General features: G+C 64.6%; 13 protein-coding genes. 12 read left to right on the top strand and 1 reads right to left on the bottom strand.

What is annotated here, in order from left to right; translation table 11 throughout:
- The first annotated feature begins 1 nt into the window (after position 1).
- The gene (locus AC1RNQ_RS06620; protein WP_493169878.1) at positions 2-1,123 is read left to right on the top strand and encodes a DUF5938 domain-containing protein; all 1,122 of its coding nucleotides are present in this window, start codon (positions 2-4) and stop codon (positions 1,121-1,123) included.
- A 13-nt stretch (positions 1,124-1,136) separates the two neighbouring features.
- Positions 1,137-2,681 carry an AMP-binding protein gene (locus tag AC1RNQ_RS06625; protein WP_493169880.1) on the top strand — a complete coding sequence of 515 codons (1,545 nt, stop codon included), beginning with the start codon at positions 1,137-1,139 and terminating at the stop codon, positions 2,679-2,681.
- A gap of 6 nt (positions 2,682-2,687) precedes the next feature.
- On the opposite strand, the gene AC1RNQ_RS06630 is transcribed toward AC1RNQ_RS06625, so the two are convergent.
- Positions 2,688-3,161 carry an MgtC/SapB family protein gene (locus AC1RNQ_RS06630; RefSeq protein WP_493169882.1) on the bottom strand — a complete coding sequence of 158 codons (474 nt, stop codon included), beginning with the start codon at positions 3,159-3,161 and terminating at the stop codon, positions 2,688-2,690.
- Positions 3,162-3,587: 426 nt separating this feature from the next.
- On the opposite strand from AC1RNQ_RS06630, the gene AC1RNQ_RS06635 reads away from it, so the two are divergent.
- From AC1RNQ_RS06635 to AC1RNQ_RS06680, 10 genes are all read left to right on the top strand, one after another.
- Positions 3,588-6,383 carry a TonB-dependent receptor domain-containing protein gene (locus tag AC1RNQ_RS06635; protein ID WP_493169883.1) on the top strand — a complete coding sequence of 932 codons (2,796 nt, stop codon included), beginning with the start codon at positions 3,588-3,590 and terminating at the stop codon, positions 6,381-6,383.
- A gap of 67 nt (positions 6,384-6,450) precedes the next feature.
- Complete coding sequence (locus AC1RNQ_RS06640; RefSeq protein WP_493169884.1) at positions 6,451-7,746, top strand: FAD-dependent oxidoreductase; 1,296 nt, start codon at positions 6,451-6,453, stop codon at positions 7,744-7,746.
- A gap of 4 nt (positions 7,747-7,750) precedes the next feature.
- Positions 7,751-9,127, top strand: a complete 1,377-nt coding sequence (locus tag AC1RNQ_RS06645; RefSeq protein WP_493169885.1) for an MFS transporter — start codon at positions 7,751-7,753, stop codon at positions 9,125-9,127.
- A 16-nt stretch (positions 9,128-9,143) separates the two neighbouring features.
- Positions 9,144-10,811 (top strand): dihydroxy-acid dehydratase domain-containing protein, encoded by a 1,668-nt coding sequence (locus tag AC1RNQ_RS06650; RefSeq protein WP_493169887.1) that lies wholly within the window; start codon positions 9,144-9,146, stop codon positions 10,809-10,811.
- A gap of 93 nt (positions 10,812-10,904) precedes the next feature.
- The gene (locus AC1RNQ_RS06655) at positions 10,905-11,519 is read left to right on the top strand and encodes a MarR family winged helix-turn-helix transcriptional regulator (protein ID WP_493169888.1); all 615 of its coding nucleotides are present in this window, start codon (positions 10,905-10,907) and stop codon (positions 11,517-11,519) included.
- 68 nt (positions 11,520-11,587) lie between these two features.
- The gene (locus tag AC1RNQ_RS06660; protein ID WP_493169889.1) at positions 11,588-12,877 is read left to right on the top strand and encodes an aconitase X; all 1,290 of its coding nucleotides are present in this window, start codon (positions 11,588-11,590) and stop codon (positions 12,875-12,877) included.
- Positions 12,874-13,317 carry an aconitase X swivel domain-containing protein gene (locus tag AC1RNQ_RS06665; protein ID WP_493169891.1) on the top strand — a complete coding sequence of 148 codons (444 nt, stop codon included), beginning with the start codon at positions 12,874-12,876 and terminating at the stop codon, positions 13,315-13,317. The genes AC1RNQ_RS06660 and AC1RNQ_RS06665 overlap by 4 nt, the downstream gene beginning before the upstream one ends.
- A gap of 325 nt (positions 13,318-13,642) precedes the next feature.
- Positions 13,643-14,566, top strand: coding sequence for a dioxygenase family protein (locus AC1RNQ_RS06670; protein ID WP_493169892.1), 924 nt, complete (start codon positions 13,643-13,645; stop codon positions 14,564-14,566).
- A gap of 94 nt (positions 14,567-14,660) precedes the next feature.
- Positions 14,661-15,374 (top strand): response regulator, encoded by a 714-nt coding sequence (locus AC1RNQ_RS06675; RefSeq protein WP_493169894.1) that lies wholly within the window; start codon positions 14,661-14,663, stop codon positions 15,372-15,374.
- A gap of 2 nt (positions 15,375-15,376) precedes the next feature.
- Positions 15,377-16,672 (top strand): sensor histidine kinase, encoded by a 1,296-nt coding sequence (locus AC1RNQ_RS06680; RefSeq protein WP_493169895.1) that lies wholly within the window; start codon positions 15,377-15,379, stop codon positions 16,670-16,672.

Consider the following 16,672-nt stretch of genomic DNA (forward strand, 5'->3'; position numbering starts at 1 on the left):
TATGAGCAAGAAACCGGTCATCGTCTATGGCGCGTCGGGCTACACCGGGCGCCTCGTCTGCGAATATCTGCGCGAGCTGGGGATTCCGTTCGTCGCCGCGGGGCGCGATGCGAAGCGCGTGCAGGAGGTGATGGACAAGGTCCCCGGGATCGAGACCGCCGACTATGAGGTCGCCGAGGTCGAACATAGCGTCGCGGCGCTGACGGAGCTGTTCAAGGGCGCGCGCGTGGTGTGCAACATGGTCGGCCCCTTCATCAAATATGGCCCCGAGACGGTCGAGGCCAGCCTCGCCGCGGGCTGCCATTATCTCGACACCACCGGCGAGCAGGACTGGATGCTGCTGGCGCAGGAAAAATGGGGCGACGCCTTCGCGAAGAAGGGCCTGCTGCTCTCCCCCTGCGTCGCGCAGATGTACACGACCGGCGAGATCGCCGCGAATATTGCGCTCGAGACGATGCCCGGGCTCGACACGCTCGACATGCTGGTGCTGTGGAAGGGTTTCCCGACCTATGCTTCGGTCCAGACGATCTTCACCATCCTGAAGGCCGACTGGTATTATCTCGAGAATAATCAATATGTACAGTGGCCGACGCTGACGACGACCGAATGCCAGGTCCCCGGCCAGCACGCCACCGCGCTGACGCTGCCGTGGGGCGGCACCTCGCACCCGATCTGGTTCAAGGCTGATCCGCGCGTGTCGACGGTCAAGGTCTATGGCGGGGTGTTCGCGCGCGAGGTGATGGACAATGTCGTCGCGATGACCAAGATGATCGACACCGACATCAAGCCGCTGCCGTTCAAGGAGCAGGAAGCCGCGCTCGCCAAGATGGCGGAATCGGTCCAGGGCGACATGCCGCCGCGCGAAAATCCGCGGCTCAACACCAGCATCGACTCGGTCTATGCCTCGGGCCCGCTGGGCCGCGTTCATGTGCTGATCCACGGCAATTGCAACTACAAGCAGACGGGGCTGATGCAGGCGTGGGCGGCGGCGAATTTGCTGCAACAAGCGCCGCGCCGCACCGGCTTCGCCTCGGCATGCCAGGCCTTCGGGCACCGCGAGATTCTCGGCACGCTGCGCCAGTTCGGGCTGGTGCTGAAACCGATCGTCACGGTCAACGACTGAGGAGGCGCGCGCGATGCGGCTGGTCGATTGGCTCGACAAGGGGGCGTCGCTGGGCGCTCACGCCCCCTGCCTGACGATGGACGGGCAGAGCCTGTCCTACGCCGAGGTGCAGGCGCTCACACACCGCGTCGCGCGCGGGCTCCACGCATCGGGCATCCTGCCGGGCCAGCATGTCGCAATCCTGTCGGGCAATGATCCCACCGCCTTCGCCTGCGTCTTCGCCATCTCGCGCGCCGCCGCGGTCTGGTGCCCGATCAACCCGCGCAACGAGGCGGCGGAGAACGCCTATGTGCTCGACAATTTCGACTGCACGGCGCTGATCTTCCACAGCAAGTTCGCCGACCTCGTCGACGAGTTGCGCGGACAATTGCCCAAGCTGACCCTGCTCGTCTGCCTTGATGCCGATCAGCCGTTCGCGCCGTCGCTCGACAAATGGCTCGCGGACGTCGACGATTCCCCCTTCGCCGCAGCCTCGGTCAGCGATCTCGCAATGCTGCCCGGCACCGGCGGCACCACCGGTCACCCCAAGGGCGTGATGCTGACGAACCGCAATCTCGAGGCGATGACCGCGCTGACCTTGATGGGCTATCCGTTCGCGGGCCGCCCCGTCTATCTCGCGATGGCCCCGCTGACCCATGCGGCAGGCGTGCTCACCTTCCCGATCATGGCGCATGGCGGCGAGGTGGTGATCATGCCCTATCCCGACATCGGCGAGTTCCTCGCGCTCGCCTCGCGCCACCGCGCGACGCATACATTCCTGCCGCCGACGCTCATCTACATGCTGCTCGACCACCCGGCGCTGCCCGCGACCGATCTCTCGGCGATGCACTGCTTCTGGTACGGCGCCGCACCGATCTCCCCCGCGCGGCTCGAAGAGGCGATCGGCAAGCTCGGCCCGGTGATGGCGCAGCTCTTCGGCCAGACCGAGGCGCCGATGATGATCTCGATGATGGCGCCCAAGGATCATCTGAACCCCGACGGGTCGGTCGCGCGGCATCGCCTGTCCTCGGCGGGCAGACCGGGGCCGCTCGTCCGCGTCGCAATCCTCGACGGCGAAGGCCGCGAACTGCCGCCGGGCGAGCGCGGCGAGATCGTCGTCAAGGGCAGCCTCGTCATGGACGGCTATTACAAGAACCCGGCGGCGACAGCGGAAGCCACGGCGAACGGCTGGCACCGCACCGGCGACATCGGCTATCTCGACCCCGACAATTTCCTGTTCATCGTCGACCGCGCGAAGGACATGATCATCACCGGCGGCTTCAATGTCTATTCGGCCGAGGTCGAGGCGGCGCTGCTCGCGCATCCCGCGGTGCAGGATGGCGCGGTGTTCGGCCTGCCCGACGACAAATGGGGCGAGCGCGTCTGCGCGGTGGTCCAGCTGCGCGCCGGGCAGGACGCCGACCCCGCCGACATCATCGCGTCGGTCAAGGCCGCGATCGGCAGCGTCAAGGCGCCCAAGGAGCTCGAAATCTGGCCCGACCTGCCGCGCTCGAAGGTCGGCAAGGTGTTGAAGAAAGATATCCGCGCGGCGAAGCTGGCCGCGGCGAACGACGCCTGAGCCGCTTCACTCGTCGTCGGGTTTGCGCCGGCGTTCCCAGAAGCTTTCGACGAAGCCCAGCACGGTCAGCATCACGACGCTGATGACGCTCGCGATCGCGACCAGCGGCCATTGCGCCGCGCCGCACGCGATGCCGATCACCGCGGCGAGCCACAGATGCGCCGCGGTGGTGAGGTTCTTGACCTCGCCCTTGCTGAACACGATCAGCCCCGCGCCGATGATCCCGATGAAGGCGCCCGTCGCCTCGAAGATGCGCAAAGGATCCGACCGGTCGCCGCCGATCTGCCCATAAAGCGAAATGATCGACACCGTCATCGCCGCGGCCGAGAAGCAGATCAGCCCGTGGGTGCGAAACCCCGCCGCATTCCCGCGCACCTCGCGGTCGAGCCCGAGCAGCAGCCCCAGCACCGCCGCGACCCCGAGCCGCGACAGCAGGTCGAGGTCGATCCAGTGGACCAGTATCGGCGCGTTGAGTTCCATCGCCCGGGATAGCGCAGCAGCGGGGAAAGAGTTCCGCCTGCACCGGACTGCCTGCGCGAGAAGCGAATTTTCGGATCGGCGTCGAGCGATCAGGGGAGGCCGTTAGAAATTCACTTATTTTTCCATATGTTGTGAGCCAATTCCATAGATTATCCGGTGCGCCGAATAAATGGTAGCTTTCTATATAAAATCAGATATAGATACCTTACTACTAATTGGCGGCATGAGATCGTCCAAATGGGAGAGAGAAGGATGAAAGTGGGGAATTTCGGTCGATCGGCCATGGGCCAGGGCGCGAGTCGGGTCGCTTTGGGGGCAGCATTTGTCGCGTCGTTTTGGGCCATTCCAGCCTGGGCGCAGGAGGCTGCACCCGCAACGGCGGAGCCGCAGGATGACGGCACCGCGGAGGAAGACGCGGCCATCGTGGTGACCGGGTCGCGACTTGCGACGGGATTCAACGCGCCGACGCCGGTGTCGGTGATCGGCGCCGACCGATTGGAGGCGCGAGGGTCGAGCAATATCGGCGACGCGCTCAACGAGCTTCCCTCCTTCCGGGCCACCCAGACGCCGGCGTCGTCCGGCCTCAGCGCCGCCGCGGGTTATGTCGGGGGCCGCATCCTCGACTTGCGCGGGCTCGGCTCGGTTCGCACGCTCACGTTGGTCGACGGCAAGCGCTTCGTGCCTTCGACCACCCAATCGACCGTCGACACCAACATGATCCCGTCCATCCTGCTGTCGCGCGCCGAGGTCGTCACCGGCGGCGCGTCCGCGGTCTATGGCTCCGATGCCGTTGCGGGCGTGGTCAACCTGATCCTCAACGAAAAACTCGAGGGCTTTCGCGTGACCGCCCAGCAAGGAATTTCGAAATATGGCGACAATTCCACGACGCAGTTCGGTGCGGCCGCGGGCTTCGAGCTTGGCGGCAACGCCAACCTCGTCATCGGCGGCGAATATGAAAAAAGCCGCGGCGTCGGCGGCTGTCCGGAGCGTGACTGGTGCCGGGAAGAATGGCTGAACTGGGGTCGCAACCCGGGCCTGACGAGTCTTCCGGCGAACAACATCCTCTCGAACGTCATTCCATGGACGGCCAATTATAACGGCGTCACCACGCCGCCGAATGCGGCCTATGCCGGTCGACTATTGCCCGCTCTCCGCCCGATCGACGGTATCACGTTCAACAATGACGGCACGCCCCGCCGCTTCCAGTTCGGAACCATGGCGAACAATCTCTACCAGGTCGGCGGAGAGAGCAACGGCGATGGCGAAAACATCTATTTCAAGGGCTTGTACATCGTCTCGCCGACCGAGCGCTATTCGACGATGGCGAACCTCAGCTGGGAGCCGAGCGACGACCTCAAGATCGGCCTGAACGCCAGCTACGGTCATCTCACCGGTCGCCATCGCGGCGTCGCCTATCGCAACACCGCGATCACCATCATGGCGGACAATGCGTTCCTGCCCCGGTCGGCCGATCCGACGCTGGACATTCCGACGCTGCTTGCCGCGAGCGGCCTGGCATCCTTCACGCTGGGCAAGGGCTTCGACGATGTCGGCCAGGCGGACATCCGCATCCGGAACAATGTCTATCGCGCGGTCGCGTCGGTCGAATATGACATCGGCGGTGGTTGGGACTTCGACGCCTATTATCAGTTCGGCCTCAACAAGTTCCGCAGCGATACGACCAATGGCAGCATCGCGGCGCGCGTGCTGAAAGCCGTGGACGCGGTGCGCAACAGCGCGGGGCAGATCGTGTGCCGTGTCAATGCCGACGCCGTCACCACCAACGACGATGCGGCCTGCGTTCCGCTCAACCCGTTCGGCTATGCCAATGGCCCGACCTTTGCGGCGGCGCGCGATTATGTCACGGAAAATGGTTTCCAGACCAACAAGACGACCGAGCATGTGCTGGCCGCCAACGTGCGGGGCGAGCTGTTCGATTTGCCCGGCGGCCCCGTGGCGGTTGCGGTCGGCGGCGAATTCCGGAGCGACAAGGTCAACGGCGTGGCCGATCCCCTTTCGCTCGCCAACCAGTTCTTCTCGGGCAACGGCTCCTTCATCTCCGGCAAGATCGATGTGACCGAGGGATATGCCGAAACCGAAATCCCGTTGCTCAGGGACACGCCGTTCTTCCACGAGCTGGGTCTGAGCGGCGCGGTGCGCCGGACACATTATAAGCGATCGAGCGACTTCCAGCCGAGTTCGACGGTCAATGTCACAACCTGGAAGGTCGGCGGCGTCTGGGCACCCGCGGAATTCATCCGCTTTCGCGCCACGCGTTCGCGCGACATTCGCGCACCCAACGTATCCGAACTGTTCGGCCCCACGCTCCGCGTGCAGGGAATCCTGACCGATCCCGCGCGGGGCGGTCTCCAGGCCGTAGCCCCGATCACGCTCGGGTCCAACGGCAGTCTTGTCCCGGAAAAGGCCGATACTTTCACCGTCGGCGTGGTGCTGCAGCCGCGCGGCGGCTTTCTCGGCCGCTTCCGCGCCTCGATCGACTATTATGACATCAAGATCGAGGACGCGATCAGCACGCTGGGACAGCAGAATATCGTCACCCGCTGTTTCCAGGGGGACACGCTCAGCTGCTCGCTGATCACGCGCGATCCGGCCAATACCGACGGCGACGGCAATGTCGGCAACAATCCGATCATCAACATCGTCGATACCTTCCAGAATGTGAACAAGCTGATCAGCCGGGGCGTCGATGCCGAATTGAGCTACCGCCAGCCATTGGGCGGACTGGGCGAACTCGATACCCGCATTCTGGTGTCCTATGTGAAAGACCTGATCACGGTGGACGCGATCGGCCCCACCCAGCGCGCCGGCCAGACGGGGCTTCGCGCCGGGACGCCGCCAGGCATTCCGGACTGGACGGTCGATCTGCTGGCAACATGGAAATATAACGACAGCTTCTCGCTTACCGGACACGTCCGCTACATCGATTCCGGCTTCTACAACGCGGCGTTCATCGGCGCGGAGCAGGATGGCTATGCCATCACCTTGCCCAACAGTTCGAACACGAACCGGGTTCCGTCCAAGACCTATGTCGATCTGCTCGCGACGTACAAGGCGAACGATGTCTTCACCTTCTATGCCGGTGCGGACAATATCTTCGATGTCGATCCGCCGCGGGTTCCCGGTGCGAACGGCACCGGCAACAACGTCATCTTCAACCCGGTCGGCCAGACCTTCAAGGCCGGCGTGCGACTGAATTTCTGATGGCCTCCCCTGGGCCGTGCCCGCGAACGGGCGCGGCCCATTTTTCCAGTTAATATAAGGATAGTTCATGCTCGACCGCCCCTTCGACCCGGAAACACGCATCGTTTCGCGCAAGGACCAGCCGCCGGTCCTGGAGCGCTCGTGCGATATCTGTGTCGTCGGGTCCGGCGCATCGGGGGCGTCCGCCGCGATCGAAGCGGCGCGCGCCGGCAACAGCGTGATCCTGGTCGACGGCCTTCCCTCGCTCGGCGGCCAGGCGGTCAATTCGATCATCGGCATGTTTTGCGGGCTCTTCACGCCCGGACCCGATGGAACCCAGCTTACGCACGGCATAGCCGATGACATCATCCATGATCTCGGCGCCACCGGCGACGCGCATGTCATCGCGGGCGGGGTGATGAAGACCGTCATGTACAACGAAGTCGCGCTCGGCCGGTGGATGGAGAATGCAATCCTGAAAGCCGGCGTCCGGCCGCTGACCGGGGCGATCATCCGCGCCGTGAATATGGAGGGACGCCGCGTCGCATCGCTCGATATCGCCACGCGCCATGGCGATGTGCGGATCACCGCCAACGGCTTTATCGACGCGTCGGGCGACGCCGCGATCACCTGGCAGGCGGGGCTCGATTGCCGTGTCCAGAAGACCGGGCAGATCTATGGGTCGCAGATGCTGATTATCGAGGATTTCGACGACAGCAAGAAGCCCGATTGGGACACGATGGCCGCCCGCATTGCGGAAAAGGGCGAGAAATACGGCATGATGCGGCGCGACGGTTTCGCCGCGACATTCCCTGGCCGCAATGTCGCGATGGTCAATATGACGCATATCGAAACCCCGCTCGATCCGTTCGACGCCGCCGCCAAGCAGATCGACGGCAAGGAACAGGCGGACCGCACGCTCGTCTTCCTCCAGAATGAATTTCCCGAAGCGTTCGGCACGGCAAAGATCCGCGCCTATGGTCTGCCCGGCATTCGCCAGACGCGCTGGATCGTCGGCACGCACCATCTGACCACCGAAGAAGTGCGTGGGGCGAAGAAATTCGACGATGCGATCGCGCGATGCTCGTGGCCGCTGGAGCAGCATCACAACCAGGAGGGCTATGTCTGGGAGGTGTTCGGGCCGGACCATGTCCATACCGTGCCGCTGGGGTCGCTCACGGTGGCGGGCGCCGACAATCTGGTTGCGGTGGGACGCTGCATCGACGCGGACTCGACCGCGCTTTCATCGGTCCGCGTCATGGGACCGTGCATCGCGATGGGCGCGGCCGCCGCGCATGCCTTGACGCTTGCCGGATCGGGCAGCGTGCATCAGATCGACATGGCGGCACTCAAGAACCGCCTGAGGCACAATCTGGAGGGTTAGGATCATGGCGAGCGCCCCGCGCACCATCGACATCGCAACGTTCATCGACGGGCGCAAGCTGGGGCCGTTCAACTATAAGCTGATCATCCTCTCATGGCTCATCACCGTGTTCGACGGCTTCGACATGATGATGATCAGCTTCACGGCGCCCTACATGCGCGACGAGCTGGGCCTCGACAAGATCATGCTCGGCAATGTCTTTTCCTCCGGGCTGTTCGGCATGATGCTGGGGGGCTTCGCCTTCGCCTATATCGGGGACCGGATCGGGCGGCGGCGGACGATCATCGCCGCGGCGTTCGCCTTCGGTGTCCTGACGACGGCAACCGCCTTCGCGCAAAGCTATGCAGCGCTGCTCGTGCTACGCTTTCTCGACGGCTTTGCGATCGGCGGGATGTTGCCGCTCGCCTGGGCCTTGAACATCGAATATGTCCCCAACCGGATGCGCTCGACCGTGGTGACGATCATCATGGTCGGCTACAGCCTTGGCACGGCGCTGGCGGGCCCGGTGACCGTCTGGCTGGCGCCCCAATATGGCTGGGAAGCGGTCTTCATTTTCGGCGGCGTGGGCACGCTGCTGTGCGCGGTCGCATTGCTTTGGGGCTTGCCGGAGTCGGTGCGTTTCCTTGCGAGCAAGGGCATAAAGCCCGACCTCATTGCATCGACGCTCAACAAGGTCGATCCCGCGCTGGGTGCAACCGCGGCAGATGATTTTACCGTAAGCGACGAGATCAAGGTGAAGGGCGAGTTCAGCGTGAACAAGCTGTTCCTGGGCGATCTCAAATGGCTGACGCCGCTCCTTTGGCTCGCTTATATCGCCAGTACGCTCGCGGTCTATTTCAAGGCGAACTGGGGTCCGATCGTCTATGAGGACCTGAATTTCGATCGATCGACGGCCGCCTATGTATCGTCCTTCGGCGGCATTCTGGGCGCCGTCTTCGGGCTGCTGCTGATGCGCTTCACGGACAAGAATGGGCCGTTTGCGGTGGCGGTCTATCCGTTGCTGGCGTTTCCCGTCCTGCTGCTGGTCGGGCTGGTGCCGATGTCGCAGAATATATTCCTCGTCATCTCGCTGATCGCGACCAGTTTCGTGGGCGGCGCGCATTTCGGCATCCTCTCGATCGCGGGGATCTATTATCCGAGCGCCATCCGCGCGAACGGCGCCGGCTGGGCGACATCGATAGCGAAGATCGGCGGCATCTCCGGCCCGATCATTGGCGCCTTCGTTCTGTCCAGCGGCTTGCCGATCGTACGCAGCTACGCGATCCTGGCGATCTGCCCGGCGGTGCTGGCAGCGTGCGCCATCGGGATCGGCCTGATCGTCCGCCGCCGCGGATCGGCTGTCCCCGACCTTCCGGTCCCGAGCGCGGTTCCGGCATCTTAACCAGGAAAGTATTTTCATGACCCTCCGCAGCCTTGCCTTCAATTCCCCTGTTCGCCGCGCCCATTGGCGCGCGCTCGGCCTGACCGAGGCGGACATGCTCAAGCCCAAAATCGCCGTGGTGAATTCATCCTCCGAACTCGCGATCTGCTTCTCGCATCTCGACGGTGTGGCCAAGGTGGTGAAGGAAGCGATCCGCGCCGCGGGCGGCATTCCGTTCGAGGTGCGGACCACCGCGCCTTCGGATTTCATCACCGGCGCCGGCAAATCGGGCAGCTATATTCTTGCCGCCCGCGACCTGGTCACCAACGACATCGAGGCGCAGGTCGAAGCCGCGATGCTCGACGGCATGGTGTGCCTGACGTCGTGCGACAAGACGCCGCCCGGCCATCTGATGGCGGCCATGCGGCTCGATATCCCGACCCTGCTAGTGATCGGCGGGTATCAGGCGTCGGGGATGATCGGCGACGACCATGTCGATATCGAGGATCTCTTTTCGGGCGGCGTCGGCGCCGCGCTGGGCAAACCGGGCAAGCACAGCATGGACGCGATGGCCGAACAGGCGATCCGCGGCCCCGGCGTGTGCGCGGGCATGGCGACGGCGAATACCATGCATTGCGTGGTCGAGGCGCTGGGCATGTGCATGCCGGGGTCCGCGCCGGTTCGCGCCAATAGCGACAAGATGTTCGCCGCCGCCCGCGCGGCGGGCGCGCGCATCGTCGAAATGGTCGGCGAAGGGCTGACGCCGCGACGGGTCATGACCGAAGGCGCGTTCCGGAACGCCGCGGCCATGGTGCTGGGCGTCTCGGGATCGATCAACGCGATCAAGCATCTGCAGGCGACCGCGACCGAGGGGAAGACCGGCTTCGACATCTTCGCGATCTGGGAAGAAATGGGGCAAAAGATACCGACCCTTGCGGCGGTTCGTCCCAATGGCCCGGTCCGCATCGAAAAGTTCGAGGACGCCGGCGGCGCACGCGCGATGCTGAAGCAATTGGCCCCGCTCATCGATACCAGAGTGATCACCTGCACCGGCAAGACGCTGGGTGAAGACCTGGCCGATGTCGCGGTGGCGGACGCGGACATCATCCGTCCGCTCGACAATCCGATCTCCGACGGTCCCTCCATCGCCATCCTCAAGGGCTCGCTGTCCCCGGAAAGTTCCGTGGTCAAGCTCGGCATACGCGACGGATCGCGCCCCGAATCCTTCGATGGCACCGCGCGCGTGTTCGCCGACACCGCGTCGGCGATGAAGGCGATCGCCGACGGCGAGCTGAAAAAGGGCGACGTGCTGGTGCTGCACGGCCAGGGATTGAAGGGCGGGCCGGCGATGGGCGGCGGCGCGTCGATCGTGCTGTTCGCGATCGATGCGGCGGGCCTTGCGAAGGATGTCGCGTTCGTTACCGACGGCCAGCTTTCGGGGCTGTGCCTCAAGGGGCTGACGATAGCCGAAGTCTCGCCCGAAGGTGCGGCGGGTGGTCCCATCGGCAAGGTACGAGACGGGGACAGGATCGTGATCGATGTGGCACAGCGCCGGCTGGATCTCGATGTACCGATCGACGAGCTCGCACGCCGGTCGGCGCCGGGCAACGTCTACCCCGTTCCCGCGGACGGCTATCTCGGCATCTATCGCCGCGACGTACAATCGATGGCGTCGGGCGCCGTGCTGACCGATCTTGATGCCTGACGCGCCCCACGCCTCCGCCTTGTCTTCCGAACGGGATGGGCGCTATGAATTGGATATGCGGGGAAAGAATTGTCATCGCCGGGCGATAGCTGCATGAGCGCGAAGGGACGCAACGGCCCGCGATCCGAGCAGAAGCGCGGCCCCAAAGCCGCGCCCGAGCGCGAGGTGCCGGCCGAACAGGCGCGCCGCGCGACCGCGCCATTTGGCGGCTATCCCCTCGACGAGGCCGAACGTCACCTGATCAGCTATCACAGCCAGTTCGAAGAAGGCACCGACGACGATATCTATTTCCGCACCACGCGGGCAATCGTCGTCGCGGCGCGGCGCTGGCGAAAGATTGCCAACGACCGCGTCAAAGGCCTGGGCCAGACGATGGCGCGCTGGGAAACGCTGTTCCTTGTCGCGTTTTCCGGCGACGAGCTGACGCAGGGCGAACTCGCGCGCCTGATCAGCGTCGAAGGGCCGACGATGGTGCGCATGCTCGATACGCTGGCGCAGGACGGCCTCATCGAACGCCAGCAAAGCGAAGCCGATCGCCGTGTTACCGTCAACAAGGTTACGTCAAAGGGCAAAAAGGTGATCCGCGAAATCATGAGCGTGACCAACGGCCTGCGTACCGAGCTTCTCCACGACATCGATCCCGACAAGCTGGAAATCACGATCGGGGTCATGTCGCAGATATTGCGCCGCCTCGACGAAATGCGCTGATGCGCCGGCTTGCAAGAACCGGATTCCAACATGATATGTAGCTTTCTATCAAATAAGGAACATTCCCCATGGTAACGCTGACCCGCGAAGAGCAGGCGATGCTTGACGGCGAACAGGGTGCCGCGGTGGCCAAGGCGATGGAACTGCTGACCCGCTACGCCGACGCGCTGGGCGCCGAGCGTTTCGTCGAGACCAACAATGTTGCGGGCGTGCCGGGATCGGCGCCTCCGTGGCTCAAAAATTACTATAAGGACGATGGCGGGGACTATCGTGCGGTGTTCTCCAGATTCGATCTCGACGCCGACGAGGTGGTCGATGTGCCGCGGATGAACGCCTATTCCTGCCATCTGCAGGGCGGCATGGATCCGGAGCTTTGGGCCGAACAGGGCATGACGCAGGAGGCGCATGATAATTTCATGTCCGACGAACGCGAGACCGCGGCGCACGGCATCCAGATTCTCAAGACCTGCACGCCCTATATCGCGGGCAATGTGCCGGTGATGGGCGAGCATTGCGCGTGGATGGAAAGCTCGGCCGTGGTGTTCTGCAATTCGGTGATCGGCGGGCGCACGAACTGCGAAGGCCGTGAATCGACCAGCGCCGCGATGCTGGCCAAGCGCATCCCCGATTGGGGCTTCCATCGCGACGACTATCGCCTTGGCCAGCACAGCGTGAAGGTCGAGGTGCCGATCGAGGATGTGTTCGATTGGGGCATGCTCGGCTATTTCGTCGGGGATGTGGTCCAGGATACGATTCCGGTGATCGCCGGGTCGATCGCAAAGCCGAGCCTGATCCGTCACAAGCATTTCGGGGCCGCCGCCGCCTCCTCGGGCGGGGTGGAAATGTACCATATGGTCGGCATCACCCCGGAAGCTTCCAGCGTGGAGCGCGCCTTTGGCGGCGCGGCGAAAGGCGAAACCTTCGTCTATGACGCGGCGGCCCGGAGGCGCATCTACGAGACGCTGAACAGCGTGGGACAGAGCGAGGATGTCGACTATGTCATGCTCGGCTGCCCGCATTATTCGATCGAGCAGATCGCCCATGCCGCCCATCTGATCGAGGGACGCAACGTCCACGCCAACAGCGCGCTCTGGGTCTTCACCAGCCGGGCGGTCAAAGCGACCGCCGACGCCAATGGCTATACGAAGATATTGCAGGACGCCGGCGCCTATCTGATGACCGACACCTGTTCGGCGATCAGCCAGGCGATCCCGCCCGGCACGAAAGTGGCCGCCCTCGATAGCGCCAAGCAGGTCCATTACCTCCCCGCCATGATGGGAATCGAAGGCTGGTACGGGACGACCGAGGAGTGCATCGACGCCGCCTGCACGGCAAAGTGGAAGGGACGGCTGCAATGAGCGTCGACACGCTTGCGAAACCCGACATCGTCCTGACCGGCCGCGCCGTGGTCGGCGGCGTGGCGGAGGGCGAAGCGCTGGTCACGCGCGAGACCATCTCGGGCTGGGGCGGCGTGCACGCGATGACCGGCACCATCATCGAAAGCCGTCACGAGTTGAAGGGTCAAAGCTTTGCCGGCAAGATTCTTGTATTCCCGGGGGCAAAAGGCTCGTCGGGCTGGTCGTCGATCTTCCACATGGCCCGGCTTGCCGGGGTGGCGCCAAAAGCGATGCTGTTCAACGTGACGACCACCAAGGTAGCGCTCGGCGCGGTCGTGATGCGCGTGCCGAGCATCACGGATCTCGACCGCGATCCGCTTGACCTCATCGAAACCGGAGACTGGGTTCGCGTGGACGGCAATGCGGGAAAAGTCGAGATATGGAAGGCATCAAAAGCGTGATGCATTCGTTCCGGATCCGGAACGGGTAGCAACGCCGGCAGCGGTCAGGCGTGCCGTTACACGGGGATCATCGTGCCCTGGATGACGGCGACCTGCCGCACTGTCCCAAGCTGTTCTCGGCCCAGACATCGGCGGCCACGACCCTGATCCGGCGACCCGTCTTCGGTACGCGGCCTTCGGCATTCGGCTGTCCCGACCCCGGCGCAAGGAGAATTTCTGCGCGCTCGAAATCGCGCGGCCCGTCACATTGCGGCAATGTTGTGAGATTTGCGCGCAAGATCGCCGGAATATCAGGCGGGCGAGTTCAACAGCTAGAGGCTCCCCCATGCGCCCGCAAACGACTGCTTTTTCGCCTACCGACCCTCATGACATCGACGGCGGCTTCGCCGAGGATATGGAGGCGCTCGAGAAGCTTCGCCTCGGCCGGCGCCGCGCCCTGGGGCTGATGTTCACGGCCGGCGGCGCCGCGCTCGTCGCGGGCTGCGGCGGCGGCAGCGCCGACAGCGGCACGACGACGACGCCCGTCACCGTCACGCCGACACCGACGCCCACACCGACGCCGACGCCGACACCGACCCCCACGCCGACGTCGACCTGCACCACCTATGCCACCGAAACCAACGGCCCCTATCCCGCCGACGGCACCAATACGTCGCCCGGGGTCAGTTCGAACGTGCTCACGGTCACCGGAATTACGCGCAGCGATATCCGGTCGAGCTTTATCGGTTCAACGACCACGGCACCCGGCGTTCCGGTGACTTTCACCATCACGCTGCTTGATTCGAACAACAGCTGCGCGCCACTGGCGGGCTATGCCATCTATCTTTGGCATTGCGATCGAGCCGGCCAATATTCACTCTATGACCTGCCGAGCGAAAGCTATTTGCGGGGGCTACAAATCACCGATACCAACGGCCAGGTCACTTTCACCACCATCTTCCCCGGCTGCTACGCGGGTCGCTATCCGCACATTCATTTCGAGGTCTTTACCAACGCCGCCAACGCGACGGGGGGCCGCTTTGCGCGGCTGATCTCGCAATTCGCGCTGTCGGCCGATGCCTGCACGGTCGTCTACGCGAATGCCACCGGCTACACGACGAGCCAGGCCAATTATCGGTCGACCTCGATCGCGAGCGACAATGTGTTCGGCGACAACAGCTCGGCGCAGATGACGGTGATGACGATGGCGATGGCCGGCGATGTCACCAACGGCTACACCGCAACGGCGACAGTGGGCCTTGCCACCTGAGCCGTCCGCTCTCGTCCCCCGCGAGCGCTTCATTCCTCCCTGCCCTTCTGATAGGCAGGGCGGGAATGAAGCGAAAAGCGGCGGAGACGAGGGCTTGGACCAGACCACACGCGTCCTGATCGTCGACGACGATGCGGCGATCCGCTCGCTCACCGCCGAATTTCTGTCCGCGCACGGAATCGAGGTCGCGACCGGCGCAGGCGCCGCCGACCTATACGCCCAGCTCAAGTCCGGCCATTTCGACGCCATCGTCCTCGACGTGATGATGGCGGGCGAGGACGGGCTGACCGCGCTCGGCAAACTGCCGGTCGCCGACCGGCCACCGGTCATCCTCGTGTCGGTGCTCGGCAATGACGTCGATCGGATCGTCGGCATCGAACTTGGCGCCGACGATTATCTCGCCAAGCCCTTCAACCCGCGCGAGCTGCTCGCGCGCATTCGCGCGCTCGTGCGCCGCAGCAAGGTTCGCGACACGCAGAAGGATCGCGGCGCAGTGTGGGTGTTCGGCGACTGGCGGCTGGACGCGGCGCAATGGCATTTGACCGCACCGGACGGCGGCGAGGTCGCGCTCACGACCGGCGAATTCCGGCTCCTGCTCGCGCTCGTCGAGCAGCGCGGCCGGCTCGCCGACCGCGACCGGCTGATCGCGGCGACGGCGGGAGAAGAAACCGACGTGTTCGACCGTTCGATCGACGCGATCATCAGCCGCCTGCGCCGCAAGCTTGGCGATCGCGGCGGCCGCGACCTTATCCGTACGGTGCGCGGCGAAGGCTATCAGCTTGCAGTTCCCGCACAGCCGGCGGACTAGAAATGCGCGCGCGCCGGACCATCCTGTTCCACCTTTCGGGTCTGGTGCTGGCGGCGATCCTGATCATGGGGTTCGTGTCCATCGCGGTGACCTTCTACAGCCCGCCGCCTTTCCGCCCGCCGGTGCAGACCGCCGATGTGCTTGCCGTGCTCGACAATCCGGGCGCGCCCGTCGGGCCGGGAATGCGCGATGTTCGTTTTATGGACGCCCGAGCCTTGCCGTCGCCGGACGCAGGCGAGCGCTGCGATGCCGCCGCCGCCGCGGCACTCGCCCTGCGGCTCGGCCTGGCCGAGGGCGACGTCCGGTTCTGCACCTCGGCCTTTGCACCGGGGCCGCGCGAGGCAGGCGGCATCCCCAGCGAGCTACGCGACCGTTTCTCGCTCGCGGTTCGCAGCGGCGACGGCTGGCGCATCGCGCTACTGCCGCCGCCGCCGCTGATAACGCGCTGGCATGTGACGACATTCGGCTGGCTGGTGCTGGCCGGCGCCATATTGTTCGGCGTCTGCCTGTTCATCGTTCGCTCGATCACGCGCCCGCTGCGGCAGCTCGCGGCCGACGCCCGGGAGACGGGCATCGACGGCCCGGCTTTTCGCGCCGACCCCGCTTCACCCATCGAAGTGCGCGAGCTTGCCGCAGCGATCGCCGGAATGCGGCGGCGGCATGCCGCGCTCGTCACGAACCGCGCCGAGCTGCTGGTCGGTATCGCCCATGACCTTGGAACGCCCCTCACCCGGCTCGCCTTTCGTATCGAGGCGTTATCCGAGCCGGTACGCGAGGATGCCCACGCCGACATTGCGGAGATGCAGAAGCTGATCGCCGCCGCGCTGGAATTTGCGAGGGGGCACGATCGCAGTATCGAGCCCGTAGCGCTCGACATGCTGGTTGCCGAGCGGGTCGCATCGCTCGACAGGAATGAGGCGCCCGTCCATATTCTTACGGTCGAGCCACTGGTCGTGACGGCCAATCAGGTCGACCTCATGCGCGTCGTGGACAATCTGATCGTCAATGCGCAGCGCCATGGCGGCGGGGCGGAAATATCGCTGCGCCGCGCGGGCGACATCGCCGAACTGGCCGTTCGCGATCATGGTCCCGGTATCGACCCGGCCATCGTTTCGCGACTGTTCGAGCCGCTCCGTCGCGGCGCAAATCCCGATCTGGAACCACGCGCAGGTATCGGCCATGGGCTGGGTCTTGCGATCGTTCAGTCGAACGTCGAGTCGCTCGGCGGGGTCATCGAAGCCATCAATGCTCCAACGGGCGGTGCGGTCTTCACCGTTCGCCTGCCGCTCATAACCTGA

The sequence above is a fragment of the Sphingopyxis sp. GW821-FHT12F08 genome, from assembly GCF_058806755.1.